21 protein-coding genes are annotated in these 17,998 nt (G+C 71.5%); 14 read left to right on the top strand and 7 right to left on the bottom strand.

Going from position 1 to position 17,998, the window contains the following annotated elements; all coding sequences use genetic code 11:
- Window positions 1-153 precede the first annotated feature (153 nt).
- On the top strand, window positions 154-645 hold the full coding sequence (locus AC069T_RS25380; protein WP_478784908.1) for a cupin domain-containing protein: 492 nt from the start codon (window positions 154-156) through the stop codon (window positions 643-645).
- 64 nt (window positions 646-709) lie between these two features.
- On the opposite strand, the gene AC069T_RS25385 is transcribed toward AC069T_RS25380, so the two are convergent.
- Window positions 710-1,597: a LysR family transcriptional regulator gene (locus AC069T_RS25385; protein WP_478784909.1), complete on the bottom strand. Its 888-nt coding sequence runs from the start codon at window positions 1,595-1,597 to the stop codon at window positions 710-712.
- A 105-nt stretch (window positions 1,598-1,702) separates the two neighbouring features.
- Here AC069T_RS25385 and AC069T_RS25390 point away from each other — a divergent pair, with 105 nt between their 5' ends.
- The 4 genes from AC069T_RS25390 (at window position 1,703) to AC069T_RS25405 (ending at window position 4,851) form a co-directional block, all read left to right on the top strand.
- A complete protein-coding gene (locus AC069T_RS25390) occupies window positions 1,703-2,566 on the top strand; it encodes a PhzF family phenazine biosynthesis isomerase (RefSeq protein ID WP_478784910.1) in 864 nt (287 codons plus the stop codon).
- A 416-nt stretch (window positions 2,567-2,982) separates the two neighbouring features.
- Window positions 2,983-3,186 carry a cold-shock protein gene (locus tag AC069T_RS25395; protein ID WP_358852537.1) on the top strand — a complete coding sequence of 68 codons (204 nt, stop codon included), beginning with the start codon at window positions 2,983-2,985 and terminating at the stop codon, window positions 3,184-3,186.
- Window positions 3,187-3,263: 77 nt separating this feature from the next.
- Window positions 3,264-3,968, top strand: coding sequence for a DNA alkylation repair protein (locus AC069T_RS25400; RefSeq protein ID WP_478784911.1), 705 nt, complete (start codon window positions 3,264-3,266; stop codon window positions 3,966-3,968).
- A gap of 175 nt (window positions 3,969-4,143) precedes the next feature.
- Window positions 4,144-4,851, top strand: coding sequence for an SDR family oxidoreductase (locus tag AC069T_RS25405; RefSeq protein WP_478784912.1), 708 nt, complete (start codon window positions 4,144-4,146; stop codon window positions 4,849-4,851).
- 51 nt (window positions 4,852-4,902) lie between these two features.
- Here AC069T_RS25405 and AC069T_RS25410 read toward each other — a convergent pair whose 3' ends face one another.
- The 4 genes from AC069T_RS25410 to AC069T_RS25425 all read right to left on the bottom strand — a co-directional run bounded on the left by AC069T_RS25410 (window position 4,903) and on the right by AC069T_RS25425 (window position 9,734).
- Window positions 4,903-5,571, bottom strand: coding sequence for an SDR family oxidoreductase (locus AC069T_RS25410; protein WP_478784913.1), 669 nt, complete (start codon window positions 5,569-5,571; stop codon window positions 4,903-4,905).
- A 293-nt stretch (window positions 5,572-5,864) separates the two neighbouring features.
- Window positions 5,865-7,325: a dihydrolipoyl dehydrogenase family protein gene (locus AC069T_RS25415; RefSeq protein ID WP_478784914.1), complete on the bottom strand. Its 1,461-nt coding sequence runs from the start codon at window positions 7,323-7,325 to the stop codon at window positions 5,865-5,867.
- A gap of 202 nt (window positions 7,326-7,527) precedes the next feature.
- A complete protein-coding gene (locus AC069T_RS25420; protein WP_478784915.1) occupies window positions 7,528-7,971 on the bottom strand; it encodes a VOC family protein in 444 nt (147 codons plus the stop codon).
- A gap of 461 nt (window positions 7,972-8,432) precedes the next feature.
- Entirely contained in the window at window positions 8,433-9,734 is a 1,302-nt protein-coding gene (locus tag AC069T_RS25425; protein ID WP_478784916.1) for an MFS transporter, read from the bottom strand.
- Window positions 9,735-9,808: 74 nt separating this feature from the next.
- Between AC069T_RS25425 and AC069T_RS25430 the strand changes: the two genes are divergently transcribed.
- From AC069T_RS25430 to AC069T_RS25460, 7 genes are all read left to right on the top strand, one after another.
- Window positions 9,809-10,378 (top strand): TetR/AcrR family transcriptional regulator, encoded by a 570-nt coding sequence (locus AC069T_RS25430; RefSeq protein WP_478784917.1) that lies wholly within the window; start codon window positions 9,809-9,811, stop codon window positions 10,376-10,378.
- A gap of 192 nt (window positions 10,379-10,570) precedes the next feature.
- Entirely contained in the window at window positions 10,571-10,939 is a 369-nt protein-coding gene (locus AC069T_RS25435) for a sortase-dependent protein (RefSeq protein WP_478784918.1), read from the top strand.
- Window positions 10,936-11,553 carry a class F sortase gene (locus AC069T_RS25440; RefSeq protein ID WP_478784919.1) on the top strand — a complete coding sequence of 206 codons (618 nt, stop codon included), beginning with the start codon at window positions 10,936-10,938 and terminating at the stop codon, window positions 11,551-11,553. The genes AC069T_RS25435 and AC069T_RS25440 overlap by 4 nt, the downstream gene beginning before the upstream one ends.
- Before the next feature lie 98 nt (window positions 11,554-11,651).
- The gene (locus tag AC069T_RS25445; protein ID WP_476750606.1) at window positions 11,652-12,143 is read left to right on the top strand and encodes an RNA polymerase sigma factor; all 492 of its coding nucleotides are present in this window, start codon (window positions 11,652-11,654) and stop codon (window positions 12,141-12,143) included.
- Complete coding sequence (locus AC069T_RS25450; RefSeq protein ID WP_478784920.1) at window positions 12,127-12,582, top strand: hypothetical protein; 456 nt, start codon at window positions 12,127-12,129, stop codon at window positions 12,580-12,582. The genes AC069T_RS25445 and AC069T_RS25450 overlap by 17 nt, the downstream gene beginning before the upstream one ends.
- A gap of 150 nt (window positions 12,583-12,732) precedes the next feature.
- Complete coding sequence (gene msrA / locus AC069T_RS25455) at window positions 12,733-13,245, top strand: peptide-methionine (S)-S-oxide reductase MsrA (protein ID WP_478784921.1); 513 nt, start codon at window positions 12,733-12,735, stop codon at window positions 13,243-13,245.
- A gap of 169 nt (window positions 13,246-13,414) precedes the next feature.
- Complete coding sequence (locus AC069T_RS25460; protein WP_478784922.1) at window positions 13,415-13,906, top strand: DUF5949 family protein; 492 nt, start codon at window positions 13,415-13,417, stop codon at window positions 13,904-13,906.
- Window positions 13,907-14,068: 162 nt separating this feature from the next.
- Here the strand turns inward: AC069T_RS25460 and AC069T_RS25465 are convergent, their stop codons facing one another.
- Window positions 14,069-14,923: a helix-turn-helix domain-containing protein gene (locus AC069T_RS25465; RefSeq protein WP_478784923.1), complete on the bottom strand. Its 855-nt coding sequence runs from the start codon at window positions 14,921-14,923 to the stop codon at window positions 14,069-14,071.
- Between the two features lie 285 nt (window positions 14,924-15,208).
- Between AC069T_RS25465 and AC069T_RS25470 the strand changes: the two genes are divergently transcribed.
- Both AC069T_RS25470 and AC069T_RS25475 read left to right on the top strand, forming a co-directional pair.
- A complete protein-coding gene (locus AC069T_RS25470) occupies window positions 15,209-15,613 on the top strand; it encodes a hypothetical protein (RefSeq protein ID WP_478784924.1) in 405 nt (134 codons plus the stop codon).
- Between the two features lie 376 nt (window positions 15,614-15,989).
- On the top strand, window positions 15,990-17,369 hold the full coding sequence (locus tag AC069T_RS25475) for an APC family permease (protein WP_478784925.1): 1,380 nt from the start codon (window positions 15,990-15,992) through the stop codon (window positions 17,367-17,369).
- A gap of 66 nt (window positions 17,370-17,435) precedes the next feature.
- Here the strand turns inward: AC069T_RS25475 and AC069T_RS25480 are convergent, their stop codons facing one another.
- Entirely contained in the window at window positions 17,436-17,963 is a 528-nt protein-coding gene (locus tag AC069T_RS25480) for a MarR family winged helix-turn-helix transcriptional regulator (protein WP_478784926.1), read from the bottom strand.
- Window positions 17,964-17,998 lie beyond the last annotated feature (35 nt).

Below are 17,998 nucleotides of genomic sequence, written 5' to 3' on the forward strand. Positions count from 1 at the left end.
GCCGCCGAGCGGACCAAGGCCCCCAACAACTGCCGCCACGGCTGGGGCGGATGAAACGCCTCGTCCGCCCTTGATCGCGGCACGCCACAGGCGGGGCTGCAACGGAGGAGGTCCAGTCGGAGAACTGCTCGACTGCCGGGTGACAATGTCCCGATGACCGATCACGAAGCCCACGCTCCCGCACGTGCGTTGCTGCGCCGCCCTCAGGACGGTGAACTCTTGCAGGTCGCCGGTGTCGCACACTTCTTCCGACTCACCGGTGAGCACACGGGCGGGCACTTCGCCTTCGAGGAGTTCAGCCTGGCTCCTGGCACGATCGGCGCCAGACCGCACGTGCACGACGGGCACGACGAGTACTTCTACGTCCTCGAAGGCGAGTTGACGCTGCACACCGGGGACGGCGAGGTGACGGCCGGCCCGGGCAGCCTGCTCGCCGCGACCCGTGGCGCCCCGCATGGTTTCCGCAACGGAGGTACCGTTCTCGCCCGCGCTCTGTGTCTGTACACCCCCGCCGGCTACGAGAACTACTTCCGCGACGTCCACGCTGCTGTCAGCGCGGGTGCCGAGGCGACCGACGAGCTGCTGGCCGAATTCCGCAGCCGTTACCGGACCTGGTCCTACGAGGACCCGTCAGACCGTTCCTGAAGGGGAACGGCAGAGCGGGAAGCCGTGCGCCGGCGGCAGCCCCCGCCCGATGTCGGCACCGGCCCTACGCGGTGGCGAAGTGCTTCGTCAGGGCCTCGACCACGACGCGGACCGCGGGCGAGGTCCAGCGCTCCCCGTGGCGCACCAGTTGGACGGAGACGTCGGGGAGTGCCGGGCCGCTGATGACGGTCAGGCGCTCCTCCCGCAGCGCGTTCTCGACCGCCGCGGCGGGGAGGATGCTGATACCGAGGCCTGCCATGACGCAGTTGCGGACGGCTTCACTGCTGCCCAGCCGGGTCAGGCGGGTCCGGGCGCCGGATGCGGCCTGGAGCAGGCCCGCGATGCGGTCGCTGTAGGAGCAGCCCTCCTCGTGCAGGAAGACGTCCTCCTCAGCAAGTCGGGGCCAGTCGGCGGGCTTTCGCAGCGAGGCCAGGGGATGACCCGGCGGCCCCACGAGGCAAAGCGGCTCAGTGGCGATCACGGATGCCGTCAGACCGGGGAAGGCAACCGAGTCCTCCAGGAGCAGGGCGAGATCCAGTTGTCCGCTGCGCAGCCCTTCGACCGCGGCCTGCGTGCCGGCGGGAAACAGATGCACGGCGATGTTCGGGTGGCTGCGGCGCAGGGCGACGATCACGTGCGGCAGGTGCGCGGAGCACAGAGTGTCACCGGCCGCGACGGCGACTGTCCCCGAGGGCTCCGAGTCCGCGGCGGCCGCCCGCAGCCTTGCCTCCGCTTCGAGGACGGCGCCGGCTTCCGGCACCAGCCGTCGCGCCGCCGCCGTCAGGCGGGCACCGCGCGGCATGCGGTCGAAGAGCTGGACTCCCAGCAACTTCTCCAGGGTCTTGACCTGCGCCGTCACGGTGGACTGCGACAGATGGAGTTCGGCTGCGGCCGCGGTGAAGTTCTCCGTCCGCACGACGGTCAGGAAAGTCCGGATCAACTGCGTCTCCACACCGGGACTGTACGCGGGAAATCGGAATCGTCGATCGGAATCGTCGATGGAGACCATCGACAATCATCGCTTCCTTCAATGGCTGACAGGTGGCACCGTGGGGACATGACAGCGAGCCTCACCGACGCGGTACTCCACTACACCGCATTCACCGCAGACCCTCAGGGCGGAAACCCGGCCGGCGTCGTCCTGGACGCCACGTCGTTCGACTCCGCCCGCATGCTGGCCGTCGCCGCCGAAGTGGGGTACTCCGAGACGGCGTTCATCACGGGACACGATGCCGAGCGGCGCCGCTTCACCGTGCGCTACTTCAGCCCCCTCGCCGAGGTCGACTTCTGCGGGCACGCCACCGTCGCCGCGGCCGTCGCCCTCGCCGAGCGCATCGGTCCCGGAACGCTGGTGCTGGACACCCCGGTGGGCGAGGTCCCCGTCGTCACGGTCGCCGACTCCGCCGGGGCCCTCCACGCGACGCTCACCAGCGTCCCGACCCGCACCCGGCCGGCCGGTCAGGCCGAGCTGGACGAGGCCCTCGCCGCCCTGGGGTGGGCGAAGACGGACCTCGACCCCGCTCTGCCGCCGCATGTCGCCTTCGGCGGCGTGCAGCACCTCATCCTCGCCGCCGCCACCCGGGCGCGACTGGCCGACCTCGCCTACGACTTCGACGCCCTCGGCGACGTCATGCGCCGTCACGGCTGGACAACGCTGCAACTGCTGTGGAAGGAGTCGGACGACCTCTTCCACGCCCGCGACCCGTTCCCCGTCGGGGGAGTGGTGGAGGACGCGGCCACCGGCGCCGCGGCGGCCGCGTTCGGCGGCTACCTGAGGAGTCTCGGCCTGGCACCCCGCGGCCGGACCGTGCGGATCCGCCAGGGCGAGGACATGGGCAGCCCCAGCCTGCTCAGTGTGGACATCGACCCTGCGGACCCGCGCATTCGCGTCACCGGCCAAGCGGTGCCGCTCAAGCGATAGGCGCGTCACCGGCCAAGCGGTGCCGCTCAAGCAGCAGGGCCCCGGGTAGGGGCATCCGCTACGTACTCCCCTCCCTCACCGGTCGGCCCGACCCCGAACGTTCGGCACCCGCCGTCAGTGGCGCCCGTCACATGAACCCGTTGTCACAGGGGTTGGGGAGCACCGTTTCAACCTGTTCGACAGCCCGGCCGCCGCGAAGATCGCGAAGCGGTTCTACAACGTCGCCTCGGTCCTGGAGCAGTCACCCCTGCCGAAGACCCTCTCACCCGGCCCGGTGCCGCGGCACGCTGCGACCGGCGGAAAAGCCGGATACCGAGGCGTCGACGGGGTAGAACGGATGCCGGGTGCCGTCCGGTCGCGGAGGGCCCTGCCAACAGACCAGCCGGGACGCCCGGCGATATCGAAGGACGAGCAGCATGGCCAGCGGTACCGTGAAGTGGTTCAACTCCGAGAAGGGCTTCGGATTCATCGCCCAGGACGGCGGCGGACCGGACGTCTTCGCCCACTACTCCAACATCTCCGGCAACGGCTACCGGGAGCTTGTTGAGGGCGAGCAGGTCACCTTCGACGTGGGCCAGGGCCAGAAGGGCCCCCAGGCCGAGAACATCGTGCGCGCCTGACCCGCCCGCAGAAGGGGCCCGGTGCACCGCCGGGCCCCTTCGCCCTGCCGGGCCCCGGAGCGCTAACGTCCGTCAGCATGACGACTGGCACTCTCGGGAATCTGCGGTCCGAGCTGAGGGATCACGCGGAGCCGGCTGTCCGGGCGCAGCTGGTTCGGGTGCTCAGCCGCGCGGAAGACGACGAGCTGCTCGGCGTACGCGTTCCGGTGATGCGCCAACTGGCGCGCCGGTGTCCGGAGTTGCCATTTGAAGACGTGGATGTCCTACTGCGCAGCCGAGTGCACGAGGAGCGGTTCACCGGTCTGCTGATTCTGGCCGAGCGGATGCGTGGTGCCCGTGATGACGACCGGAAGGCGCTGGTCGACTTCTATCTGGCCCGCACCGACTGCGTGGACAACTGGGACCTGGTGGACGGTTCCGCCCATGTCGTGCTGGGGCCATGGCTCCTGGACGGCCCACTGGACGCGCTGAACGTGCTGGACGAACTGGCCGCGTCGCCGTGGCTGTGGGACCGCAGGATCGCCGTGGTGGCCACGCTGGCGCTGATCCGAGCCGGCAGCTTCGAGCCGACCCTTCGGCTGGTTCTCAGGCTGCGGCGGGACCCGGAGCCGCTGATCCACAAGGCGCTGGGATGGATGCTCAGGGAGATCGGCCGCCGGGACGAGCAGGTGATCGTGGACTTCCTCGACCGGAATCTCGCGGAGCTGCCGAGGATCACGGTGCGGTACGCGACCGAGCGCCTGGCGCCGGACAAGCGGGCGCGGTACGTGAAGACGCGGTAGCCCTCCGTCCGTCCCGGCAGCGCCCGGCCATGCGGAGCCCCGACATCTGATGCACGCTGGCAGAAGGGGTTTCTGCCCGGGGGGTGCGCACTGTGCCCGGCGGCCGGCGTGCATTCGGTCAGGACGTCCGCAGGCCCGCTCAACGGGCGGCAGGCGCCGACGGGAAGGAAGCGCGATGGACATCGAGGGATCGGTCGCCCTGGTGACGGGAGCCAACCGCGGTATCGGCCGCGCGTTCGCTCGGGCTCTGATCGGTCATTGCGCGACCAAGGTGTACGCCGGCGTTCGCGATCCGGCGACCGTGCACGACGACGACCTCGTTCCGCTGCGCCTGGACGTCACCAGGCCCGAAGAGGTAGCGGCGGCAGCCGACGCGGCCGGGGACGTCAACATCGTGATCAACAACGCGGGCATCGGGGGCGCGAGCACCAGGCTGTGGGAGGGACCGTTCGACGGAGCGCGCGAGGCGATGGAGGTCAACTACTTCGGAACCTGGGCGGTCTCCCGTGCCTTCGCTCCGATCCTCGCCCGCAACGGAGGCGGCGCCATCGTGAACATGCTGTCGCTGGCCTCCTGGGTCGGGCAGCCGCTGCTCCCCAGCTACGCCGCGTCCAAGGCGGCGCAGTGGTCCCTGACGAGTGCCCTGCGGCAGGCGCTGAGTGAGCAGGGCACCCTCGTCGTGGGCGTCCATGCGAGCTTCGTGGACACGGATTTGAGTGCCTGGACGGACGCGCCGAAGATCAGCGCGGCCGACGTGGCCGAGCAGACCGTGCAGGCGCTCGTCCACGGCCGGAGTGAAGTCCTCGCCGACGAGGAGACCCGGCGGGCCAAGGCCGCTCTGGCAAAGACCCCGGGGACGCCGGACCCGGAGTCCCGCACCTGATCCGAGTCCCTGGACCCTGGTCCCGCGGCCGGAACCCAGGACTCTCCAGGGCTACAGCAACTGCTGACCGCCGTCGATGTCGTACGTGGCTCCGGTCAGCGCCTCGTTGCACATGATGTGTACGGCCAGCGCGGCGATGTCCTCGGGACCGACGACCCGCCGGATGGGGAGAGTGGAGCGCAGTTCCTCCCGTCGTGCTTCAAGCTGATCGCCGAGTACGGCGGCCGACAAAGGGGTGTCGACGAACCCGGCGGCGATGAGGTTCACGCGGATCCGCGCCAGTTCGAGCGCCAGACTCGCCGTGAGCGCGGGAAGCGCCGCCGTGAGCGCTGAGGTGGCGGCCAGGCCGACACCGGGGCGCCGGCCGCCGGTGCCCCCGATGAACAGCAGCGTTCCGCCGGCTCGGACCTTGCCCCGGCTTCCCTTGGCGATCGCGAGAGTCATCGCGAGGCGTTCGCCGAAATGGCGGCTGGTCTCTGCTACGTCCATGTCCGCCAGCGGAGCGTACGACGGGGTGCCTGCCGTCGAAAACACGTGATCGACGGTGTGGGGGAGGTCCTGGAAGAACTGCTGGACCCGGTCGGGGTCGGCGGCGTCGAGGCTCGCGGTGCTCAGTGGCCCGATCGCGGCGGCCGCTCGCTCCAGCCTTTCCCGGTCACGTCCGACCATGACGACCTGGCCGCCTTCGGCCCGTACTCGGTGAGAAGTCGCCAGACCCATCCCCGAACTGGCGCCACGACCGTCTGGCCGGCCAGGCCGAGGCGTTGGTTCTGTGGACTCATCATCTGCACCTCCGGAGATTCGGGCGCCCGGGAGGACCGGGCACCTCGCTCGTCGAACCGGCTGCCGAGTGCCGCGAGCAGAGTTCGCGGCGCGCGACTCAGGCGGTCTCCACGAAGCCGACACGGCACCCGCGTCGCCGCCGGTCTGGCCGGTACCGCGCCCAGCGGGAGAGCTCGCGACCACGGGGAGCACGTCGGCTTCACCGCGACCGCGACGGCGACCGCGTCACCTCAGCGCTCGCTCTCCACGGTGTCCCGGTAGGTCTCGAGGATGCGCAACCACACCTCACTGATCGTGGGGAACGCCGGCACGGCGTGCCAGAGCCGATCGACGGGCACCTCGCCGGCGATCGCGACGGTGGCCGAGTACAGCAGTTCCTGGGTGCCGGGCCCGACGAAGGTCACTCCGACGACGGTCCTGACGTCGGCGTCGATGAGCACGCGTGCCTTACCGCGGTACCCCTCGGCGAACTGGAGCGCGCCGGCCACTCTGCCGATGTCGTAGTCCACGACGTCGACACGGCGTCCGGTGCGCTCCGCCTCCGCAGACGTCAGCCCGACGCTGGTCACCTCGGGTTCGGAGAAGACGACTTGGGGCACGGCGGCGCTGTCGGCGGTCGGGGCGTGCGTTCCCCATCTGCCGTCGTCCAGCGGCTCGCCCTTGGCGTGCGCGCCGATCACCGCCCCCGCGATGCGGGCCTGGTACTTGCCCTGATGCGTCATCAGGGCCCGGTGATTGACGTCACCGACCGCGTAGAGCCACCCTTCGGGGACCTCCGTCACCCGGTACGAGTCGTCCACCCTCAGCCAGTCGCCCGGGGTCAGTCCGACCGTCTCCAGGCCGATGTCCGCCGTGTGCGGCGAGCGGCCGGTCGCGAACAGGATCTCGTCCGCCACCAGTGACTCCCCGCCGGCCAGGGTGACCCGCACGGGACTGCCGTCGCCGTTCTCGCGGACCACGCCGGCCACCGAGGTGTCGAAGCGGACGTCCGCACCGGCGGCGATCAGGGAGTCCGCCACCATCTCTCCCGCGAACGGCTCCATCCGGCTGAGCAGCCCCCTGTTCCCCCGCACCAGCATGGTCACCTGGGAACCGAGTGCCTGGTACGCCGTGGCCATCTCCACCGCCACCACGCCGCCGCCGACCACGACGAGGCGATCCGGGACGTGCCGGGCGGCGGTCGCGTCACGGTTCGTCCAGGGGCGGGCCCGCTCCAGCCCGGGCAGATCGGGGAAGGCGGTGGTCGTACCGGTGCAGACGCCGACGGCATGCCGGGCGGTCAGACGTACCGTGTCACCGTCCGCGGTCTCCACCACGACCTGTCGCGGGCCGTCCAGCCGCCCGTGTCCCCGCACCAGGTCCACGGACACCGAGTTCAGCCAGTCGACCTGGTCGTCGTCCCGCCAGTACGCGGACATCCTGTCGCGGTAGGCGAATACGGCGGGGACGTCCAGCGGTCCCTCCACCGCTGCCCTCAGCCCCGGTACCCGACGGGCGTCGGCGCGCGCCACCACAGGACGCAGAAGGGCCTTGCTCGGTTCACACGCCCAGAACGAGCACTCGCCGCCGAGCAGCTCGTTCTCCACGATCACCGAGGTGAGCCCGGCTGCCCTGGTGCGCTCGGCCAGGTTCTCACCCGCGGGACCAGCACCGAGGACCACCACGTCGTAGACGCGAGAAGTGCCGTCCATCCTTGCTCCAGTCCCTCATCCGAATCGCAGCCCCTGCGCGGCGCCCCACGCGAAGGGCGCCGCGTGACGCGTACTCGCCCGACGGAGCCGACGCAGTTCTCCTGCCATGTTCCTCCAGCGGTCGGGACGCCGCCTGGCGGGACGAGCACCTGCCGGACGTGTGGCTCCGGGACCCCGTCGCGCACGTCAGGCGGGCAGGTGATCACCGGCCCGGAAGCCGGGTCGTCACCTCCTGGAGCACCCATCCGTTGCCGTCCGGGTCGCTGAATGCGGCGAACGAGCCGTAGCTGGCGCGCTGCGGCTCCGGGCCGCTGACCCGGCCCTCCTCCGTGCCGCGGTGGAAGACCCCGCCCGCGTCATGGAAGATCTCGCCCATCTCGATGCCCCGGCCGACGAGCTCGGCATGGGCGGCCTCGATGTCGGAGACGATCAGGTGCAGACCCTGGACGGAACCCGGCGCGGCCGTCGTGACCCCGGTGCCGAAAAGGATCGAGCACTGCGAGCCGGGAGGAGTCAGGTGCACTACGCGATAGCTGTCATCGGCCACGTGGTCGACGTCCAGACGGAACCCCGCCTTCTCGTAGAAGGCCTTGGCCACATCGACGTCCGAGACGGGCAGAACGAGAACTTCGAGCTTCAGATCCATCTACGCCTTCACTTCCCCGAACGGCGGGCGCGCCGGGAGGCGTCACCCGTTCAACAGGTGTGATCCTCACAGCCTGTACGTCACCGGTCAAGGCGGTGACGAAGCTGGTTACTCGCTGAAGGGGTCGGGCCTGGTGGCCGCGAGTCGACGATCACCGCGCGAGCGTAGGTGGTCGGCGGTCGGTGGCCCGTCATGCGTGCGGCAGTCGCCCTGGCGCTTGGGCCTAATGGCCTACGGGTCACGTGCCGTGCATGGGTGCGCGTGCGGTGACTCGAAAGCGATGCCCGCCCGTCTGGCGGCCGGTCGCTCGCGGCCCGCCGTTCGAGCCCGACGCATTGTCACCGGCCGGACCGGTGAGGGTATTGGGGTCGTGATCGCCGCTGCGAGCAGGCAGCCCGGGTGACCGACGCCCCGCGCGACCCTGGCCGACCGGTCCCGCGCCTCGGCGTGCCCGCCACCTGTCACGTCTGCGGGCAGGTTCCCGTGCCGGCGGAGCGGTGGGAGCGCAGCCACTGGGCCAGCAGGGCGAGGGCGGAGAGGAGAGCGACCGTCGCGGCGTAGACGACAGACGTCTCGTGCAGGCCCACGTGGGTCGTTGCGACGCCGGCGACCACCGCGGGCACGCTGAAGGACAGGTACGAGATCACGAAGGCCACGGAGAGCAGTTCGCCGCGCTCGGCCGGGGCGGCGATACGGGCCAGGGTGCCGAAACTGGCGAGGGCCGAGCCGCCGAAGCCCACGCCGGCGATCATCGTGCCGACAGCCGCCGTGACCAGGGAGTTCCCCTCCACCCCGGCGAGGGCGACGGCCGTGCCGGCCAGCAGCAGGCTCGCGCCGAGCGTGAGCGTGCGTGCGGTGGGCCAGCCGCGCAGGGCGAGAGCGGTGAGGGAGGCGGGCACGGTCAGCAGGGTGACCACCAGGCCGCCGACGACGTGGCTCGACAGGCCGAACAGGCCGACGGCGACGGAGGGGCCGAGCGAGAGATAGAGACCGCCGAGTGCCCAGCTCGCGATCAGGATCGGCACCAGGCCGAGCAGATCGGCCCTGAGGTGCGGCGCGACCCTGAGGCGCGGCTGGAGCGAGCGGGCGGTTCCCGGACGCCGGAGCGAGGTCTCGGGCAGCGCGAGGAGAAGGGTGCCGGCCAGCAGCAGGGCGCCGAGCAGCAGCGCGTACACGAGGCGCGTGGGGTGCGGCCCGTACTCGACGAGGAAACCGGTGCCCAGGGAGCCGAGGCCCAGCCCGAACGTGGGTGCCGCACCCGTGACGACACCGGCGCGGTGGGGCGCGTGGGCCGGGTTGAGGTCGGCCAGGGCAGCGCCCAGGGCGGTCATGGCGGCGCCGGTGGCTATGCCCTGGACCAGTCGCGCGACCAGCAGCAGGGAGACGTTGTCCGCGGTGAGGAACAGGACCATCGACACCGCTTCGAGCGCGATCGCGGACAGCAGGACCGGCCGACGGCCGAGGTGGTCGGACAGGGCGCCGACCACCAGGAGCGCCGCGATCATCCCGATGACGTACACGGCGAAGACCGTGGTGAGGATGGTCGCGGAGAAGCTCCACTCCTGCTGGTAGACGACGTAGAGCGGCGACGGCGCGCTGGACGCTGCCATGAACAGGACGAAGACGACCGCCAGTGCGGCGAAGGCCGCCGGATGCCCGAGCCGACGGGAGCCGCCGCTGGTGGGGGAGGAGGTGGCGGGCGCCTGCGGAACGGTGGCGGGCGACGAGGGCCGGTGGTGCTGGGAAGGGGCGGAAGGGGGCACGATTCTCTCCAAACGCAGTGATCGATGCGTTAAGACGCCCACACTAACGCAACGATCAGTGCGATAATTCCGGCATGGTTGACGCTTCAGCTCAAGTACGTCCCGGCGGCCGCTCCGCGAAGGTGCGGGCGGCTGTGCACCGCGCCGTCGCGGACCTCCTCGCCCAGGAACCCGCGGAGGCTCTGACCATCCCCGCCGTCGCCGCGCGCGCCGGAGTGCACGCCACCACCGTGTACCGGCGCTGGGGATCGGCCGCCCAGTTGCTGAACGACGTCGCCACCAGCCGGTTCAGCGGCGACGTGGTCGTCCCCGACTCCGGTTCGCTGGCCGGCGACCTCGAACGGTGGATGGAGGACGTCGCCACCGACCTCGCCGACCCGGACACGCTCGCACTCATGCGCGCCACCATCGGGTCGGGGCCCGAGGGCGGCTGCGCCTGCACCGCGGACCGGCACGAGCAGCTCAGCGCCATCATCGAGCGCGAGCGGTCCCGGGGCGGCGACGTACCCACGGTCGGGAGCGCGGTCGACTTCCTCCTCGGCCCGCTGTACTACCGCGCCGTCTTCAGCGCGCAGCCCGCGTCCGGCGAGTGGGCGCGGGAACTCGTGACCACGTTCCTGACGGCATCCCGGGCGCTGCGCTGACCACGACGGCGGAGTGCCGGAGGCGGGCCGATGCTCCGGAGCGTCCCGGTCCCGCCGTACGAGCCGGAAGAATCCGTCGCACGCCTTTGCCTTCTCTTTACAACCCGGTCCCGCGCTGCCTCGTCTCTCCGCTCGACCTGTAACCCGGTCCGCCAGTGTCCGGGCGGGCCGACGGAAGAAGGAGAGCACCTCATGCGCCGAACTGCCCTGGGGACCATGACACTCGCGTGCACCGCCCTGTTGGCGGGCGCGGTACCGGCATTCGCCGACGGAGCGACCCCGACCCCGGTCCCGACCGTCCCCTCGGCGCGCCCGACCCCCGCTCCGACGCGCGCCCCCGGCGACGCGGCCCCGAGCGCGGTCCCGAGCGCGGCCCCGACCCGGGCGCCGGCTCCGGGTCAGGTCGGCCGAGTTCCGCAAGGCGCGCCCGAGACCGGTGTGGTGCCCGCGGCCGAGCGGACCGGGAACGGGGGAGCGGTGGCCGGCGGTGCCGCGGCGGCGGCCGCCGTGGGCGGCGGCGTGTTCCTCGTCGTACGCCGTCGGCGCGCTGCCACGGCATGACGTCACCCTCCAGGCGGGCCTTCACCGCTGCCGCGCTGGGCTCGCTGCTGGCGGGCTGTGGCGGGCACGAGGACGGCAGCCCCCGAACTGCCCGGCCGCGCACCGCGCCACAGACCTCGCAGCCCGGCGCCGCGGCCGAACCACCGCGGTCCACGGGCCGTTCGGCCCCGGTCAGGTTGTGGATCCCGGCCATCTCGGTCGACACCCCCGTCATCCGGCTGGGGTTGACCGAGGACGGCAGGGTGCAGGTACCGCCCGTGACGGCGCACGACCGCGCGGGCTGGTACCGGCACTCACCGACGCCGGGACAGGTCGGACCGTCGGTGATCCTCGGTCATGTCACGGTCGGTGCCTACGGGGACGGAGTCTTCCGGCACCTGGGCCGGCTGCGGCCGGGTGACTCGATCACCGCGACCCTGGAGAACGGCGCGGCGGCCGCCTTCGCCGTGCGTTCCGTACGGACGGTCGCCCAGGCCGACTTCCCTGCGGACGACGTCTACGGGGACGTCGACCGTCCGGAACTGCGGGTCATCACGTGCGGCGGCCCTCGAACCGGTGGCCACTACCGCGACAACGTGATCGTCTTCGCCGCACTGAAGTCCCTGACCCCCTGATTCCCCCGGATCCCGGGCGGACGGAACGTACGCCGCCCGCCCGGGATCCTCCCCCACGAGCCGCACGGCACCCCGTGCGGTCACGACCATGGAGAGCGTTGAAACGGTCCCGCGACAGGGCAGCGTCCGAGCTGTTCACTGCCGTCTACCCACGGCTGGCCGGCTGGTGCCGCCGGCTGGTCGACGACGACGAGACAGCCCACGAGATCGCCTCGGAGGCCTTCACCCGGCTCTGGGCCCGCTGGACGTCGGTGGAAGAGCCCCGCGGCTTTCTGTACGTGACGGCGGCCAACCTGGTCCGGGACCACTGGCGCAAGACGGAGCGCGAGCGCCGCGCGGTGCGTCGTGTGACCTCCGAGGCCGCCGTCCGTCCGTACACCGAGCAGACCGACCCCTCGGTACGCCTGCTCGTGCAGTCCCTGCCGGAGCGTCTGCGGGTCCCTACGCTGCTGCACTACTACGCGGACATGCCCATCCGGGAGGTGTCCGCGCTGACCGGACGCAAGGAAGGAACCATCAAGGCCGACCTCCACGCGGCCCGAGAACTGCTCCGCGCCCACCTGGGGAGAAGCCTTGATCGCACACCATGACGACGGTCCGGACCCGGACCTCGAACTCGACGACCTGCTCGCCGTCATCCTGCGGCCCTCCACCGGCTACCTGAGCCCGCCCCCCGGCCGGTACGAGGTGGTCCGGCGAGGTGCGGCTCGCCGCAAGGCGGTCCGTGCCGCCGTCGGCGTCGGGCTGTCCTGTGCCGTCGCGGTCCTCGTGGCGCTGCCGCTGAGCACGGGCGCATCCGAAGCACCGGTGTCCCCGACGGTCCCTCTCGCCCCGCCGCCCGTGAGCAGCCCTCCGGCCGGCACCTCCGCGCCGCCATCACCCGGTCCGGTCCGCCCCACACCGAGCCACAGCGGCCGCAGGACCGGCTCGAATCCGACCCGCGTGCCGGCCGCGACGCCGTCACCCGAGGGCGGCACAGCGGTCCCCACCCGGCCTGCCGCGCGGAGCGGCTCGGCCGCCGGGGAATGACTGATCCTTCCGCGGTGTTCGACGATCTGCGTCACCGGTGTCGGCTCGCACCACAGTGCGCCGCAGGGGCCTGACGCACCGGAGGCACGTCGCGAAGTCGTTGTGCACCGACGGAAAGTCGTCCTGCACCGACGGAAAAGGAGACAGATCATGAGTAACGAAGGGCAGCGGGCGCTGCTGGCGGGCGGCTGCTTCTGGGGCATGCAGGAGCTGATCCGAACGCTCCCCGGTGTCATCGGCACGCGGGTGGGATACAGCGGCGGCGACGTCCCCAACGCGACGTACCGGAATCACGGCGACCACGCGGAGTCGATCGAGATCACCTTCGATCCGGCGGCCACCGACTACCGCGCGCTCCTGGAGTTCTTCTTCCAGATTCACGACCCGACCACGAAGAACCGGCAGGGAAACGACATCGGCGCCAGCTACCGCTCCGCCATCTTCTACCTCGACGACGAGCAGCGGCGTGTCGCGGAGGACACCATCGCCGACGTCGACGCCTCGGGTCTGTGGCCCGGCAAGGTCGTGACCGAAGTTGTGCCGGCCGGCGCGTTCTGGGAGGCCGAGCCGGAGCACCAGGACTACCTGCAGAGGTACCCGGAGGGTTACACCTGCCACTTCCCGCGGCCGAACTGGCGCCTGCCGAAGCGTGCGGAGCGTTAAGAAGGCGCTGCACACCCCCGGCCGGCTTCCGCTGCCGGCTCTCGGCTGCCGCCGCGGGCGCCTTCGGACGTCGCACGCCGTCCTTCGTTCGGGTAGAGGACTCGTGGGGCGTCACCCGGTCGAGTGAGTGGACCCGAAGGTGCCGCGGTGGCGCCGATACGGTGACGCGGTGACCTCGAACTCAACAGAAACGCGCCCCGTGCGCTCCGCGGAGCTGGGGACCCTCGTCGCCATGTCCTGGAGTCGCGACACGCCCCAGGGCGCCGTTCCCTACGTCCTCGCCTTCTCCCTCGGAGACGGCGAGAACGGCCCCGAAGGCTCCTCGGCCGCCGTCGAACAGCTCATGCACAACGCCGGACTCTCCATGGACGAGGGCCTGGTCGACGCCAGTGCCCGGCCGAGCCTGCCGGTCGGCCTGCTCGTCGTCGAGGGCTCGGCGGTCCTGACCATGCCGCAGATCAACGCGCAGATCGTCCCGTCGGCGGCCTGGCTGGCGGCGATCGCCGAGCGCGGCTGTGCCTGCCTCGTCCTCACCACGCGGCCCTGGCCGGGCGGCGACCTGGACGACAACGACGCGCTGGCCGCCTTCGCCAACGACGAGGAGACCCTGAAGTCGTCCGCCACCGTCGTGCTGCCGGCCCGCAAGCTGCGCGACCGCTGATCCGGCCGCGGTCGGCAGCCGTGCACCCACCGCTGCCGACGCGGGCCACGGCCGCCGTCGGCAGCCCTCCAGCCACCTCTGCCGACGGGGCTCTCAGCCTCCCCCTCGGCCGGGCCGCACCTCCGCACGCCGGTCCCCCGGCGACCGGTCCGGACCCGGCAGCTACGCATGGTCCGTGAGGACCGCGCTCGTCACCTGCCCCGGCACGAAGTCCTGAGCGTCGTGCGGGGAGGCGGCGGTGCGGTTCGCGTGGAAGGCGGTGGGTGTGCGGCCCGTCATCGCCCTGAACGTGCGGTCGAAGTGCGGCTGATCGTGGTACCCGGCCTGTGCCGCCGCATCGGACCAGTTCGCGCCGGTCTCCCGCAGCCGCAGAGCCGTCTGGAGCCGCATCACCTGTGCCGCGCTCTTGGGGGTCAGCCCGATCTGACAGCGGAAGCGCCGTTCGAGGTGGCGGCGGCTCCAGCCGGTCTCGGCCGCCAGATCCTCGATACGGGTACACCCGTTCGTCCGCTGGATCCGCCGCCACGCCCAGGCCACCTCGGGGCTGCCCGCGGGGCCCGCGGCGAGTGCCCCGTGCAGCACGCGGTCCAGCAGGGCGAACCGCCCGCCCCAGTCCGGGATGTCCGCCAGCCGGGCGGGCAACCCGGCCCACGGCCGGCGGCACAGCTCCTGCGGGGCCACCGACAGCCGGGACCACTCGGACATGGGCACCCGGAACAGCCGGTGGGCGGCGAGCGGAGTCAGCAGGACGGTCACGCCGTGGATCAGGCCGGTGTGCTCGCCGATCGCGGCCGTCGCCCGGATGCCGTTGGCGAGGGAGACCCCGCTGCCGGAACATGCCGGGTCGCAGGGGTCCATCACCCGCAACGGGTCGCCGAACCCCAGCATCACCTTCACCACTCCGTCGGGCACCAGCAGCCGGCGCCGGCTGCCGATCACGTCGAAGCGGAAGCAACGGTACCCCAGCACCTCTCCCCGCAGATGTGTCGCCGCAGGCCGGCTGAGCAATTCGTGCATGGCCCGATCCCCCCATCGGTCAACGCGAACATGACAGCAATCGTAGAAGGCGCGGCCGTCAGGCAGCCCCAGGCCCCACAAGTTGGCCGACAACCGGTGCCGCGTACCAGTGCCGCGCACGAGTGCCGCGCACGAGTGCCGCGCACGAGTGCCGCACACCGTAGGTCGCATTCGTACAAGCCCGGGCGGCACGGTCTCGGCGACGCTGCTTACCGCGGACGACCGGTGCGGTTCCACTGATGCGCCGGTCGGTCCGGCCGAACACCGACGAAAACTGGGGGATCAATGACGAAGACCAGGCGACTTGCCGCCGTACTCGCCGGGACCGCGGCCGCGCTGGCAGCGGCCGTCGTGCCCGTGCAGGCCTCCGGGGCGCCTGCCACGGCCGGCGGCGCCCTGTCGTGCTACGGCTCGGCCTACTCCTACTGGGCCGAACCCGGCGCCAACGGCGACTACGCCCACTACCCGAGCTACGGCAACTGGGACGTCGTGGACGGCAACTGCAACGACCTGAACATCAAGACGGACGCCACCCGCACCGTGCGGGTCTGCACCGTGAACAAGTGCCACGGCTGGATCACGGCCCCGAAGGGGACCTGGACGGTGATCTTCAAGGACTCGCGGCCCGGAGCCTCCTACTACCTCCAGTTCCAGGGCTCGAGCTCCAACACCGGGCTGCTCGCGAGCTGACGGACAGGCGGTCCCGGCCCCGCGCGGGCCGGGACCGCTGCCACGCGCACGTCCACGTCCTCGAGACTGCTGTCGCCCCGCCCGTCGCCGGCGCCCGCACCCACCGCACGTATCGGCGTGTGAACCCGCTCTCGTGCCCGCTTCCGTTTCCCTTCGGTCCGACGGGCTACCCACCAGCACATGGACAGAGCTACTGATCTGCGACTCGGTACGACGACGGGCGACCGGGCCGAGACCGCCGCGACCCGGCCGGAGGCAAGCGGACGGCCGGCCGCGCCCCGACTGTTCCGACAGACGCCGCGACCGTCACCCGAACGGCACCGCACGAATCCCCGCCGCGCGACGGGGCTCGCCGGACGAGAGGCGGCCTGACCTCATGGACGCCCCCAACACCTCGGTACCGGGACGTTCGACGCAGGGCGGAGCACAGCCGGACACCTGGACGCCGTCGCCCAGTCCCCTCAAATCCGCTCTGTCCACTCCGCTGCTCTACTTCTTCATCCTCGGTGACGTCCTCGGCGCCGGCGTGTACGTCCTCGTGGGACAGATCGTCGCGGCCTCCGGCGGTGCCGTCTGGGTCCCTCTGACCGTCGCGCTGTGCCTGGCCCTGCTGACGGCCGGCAGCTATGCCGAACTGGCGACCAAGTACCCGCGCGCCGGCGGCGCCTCGCACTACACGACGCTGGCGTACGGTCCGTTCGCCGGGTTTCTGGCCGGGTTCTGCATGCTGGCAGCCGGGATCGTGTCCGTCGCCGCGCTCGCCCGTGGCTTCGCCGGTGACTACCTGACCGCGTTCGTCTCGCTGCCCGTGGCGGCGGTGGTCGTCGTGTTCCTGGTGGCCCTCGCGCTGCTCAACGCCCGCGGCATCCAGGAGTCCACCCGTGCCAACGTCGCCGCGACGCTCGTCGAAGTGGGCGGTCTGCTCATCGTCGTCGTGCTCGGCGCGTGGATCGTCCTGCGCGGTGACGGACACCTCGGTTCGCTGACCGACCTCGGCACCCCGCACGAGAGCGCGGCCGCCGCCGTACTCAGCGGAGCGGTGCTGGCCTACTACTCCTTCGTCGGCTTCGAGACATCCGTCAACGTGGCGGAGGAGACGCGCGACCCCGTCCGCTCCTATCCGCGGGCGCTGTTCGGTGCGCTCGGCACCGCCGGGCTGATCTACGGCCTTGTCGGGCTCGCGGCGACCGCCGCCGTCCCCGCGAAGACCCTCGCGGGCTCCAGCGGACCGCTGCTCGAAGTGGTCAAGGCGGCCGGGGGTGTACCGGAGCGGCTGTTCAGCGCGATCGCCCTGGTCGCCGTCGCCAACGGAGCGCTGCTGACCGGCATCATGTCCTCCCGCCTCGCCTTCGGTATGGCCCGGGACGGACTGCTGCCCCGTCAGCTGACGACCGTGCTGCCGCAGCGTCGTACCCCTTGGGTCGCGATCGCAGTGACCACGGCGCTCTCGCTGCTCCTCGCCCTGACGGGTGATGTCGCCACCCTGGCCTCCACCCTGGTCCTTCTCCTGCTCGTGGTGTTCTTCATGGTGAACACGGCGGCGCTGGTCCTGCGCAGGGATGTCGTCGACCGCAGGTACTTCCGGGTGCCGGCTGTCATCCCGGTGCTGGGTGCGGCGTCCTGCGTCCTGCTCGCGACCCGCGTCGAGGGCGAGGTATGGAAGCGCGGACTCGTCGTACTGGCGGTGGGGGTCGTCCCCGCCCTCGTCGCGGCCGGCCGACGCCGGCGCGACGATCGCGCCGCCCAGCCGGAATGAGGGCGACCGCGTCGCGAGGAATTACCTCAGCCACGCCACCCGCCCGGTGGCGGGTGGATCTCGGGCTCAGGCGGACTGCGCAGTGTCCCGCGGGGTGGGAGCCGGTGCGGTGTCCGGGTGGACGAGGCGCAGCATGGGCTGCTCGACCAGCGCTTGACGGAATCCGGTGAGGCCTTCCGCCAGTGCGTCCCGCTCGTGTGCGGGCATGGCGTCGAGGGCCTGGACGAGGAGCTGCTCGCGGCGTTCGCGGATCCGGGCCAGGTGTGTGCGGCCGGCGCCGGTGACGCAGAGTGTGACTTCACGGCGGCTGTCGGGGCAGGGCCTGCGTTCGATGAAGCCGAGGGCCTGGAGACGGTCGACCAAGCGGCAGACCGAGGGAGGCGCGGCGCCCAGGAGCCGGGTGAGGGCACGCATGCGGATGCCGTTCTCCCGGTCGACGAGGTACATCACGCGGAGCTGGGAGGCCGGGATGTACGGGGCCGGGGTGTCGTTGCGTGCCTGTTCCCACATGACGTCGAGGAGTTCGACGACGCCGCCGGCCTGGCGGGCCGCTGCGCGGACGGATTCGTGGGTGGAGCGGGTGCGTTCGGTCATGCGTTTCCCCTCCGAGGGGCCTGATCCCCCGATGC

The organism is Streptomyces sp. NPDC043867 (assembly GCF_056435845.1).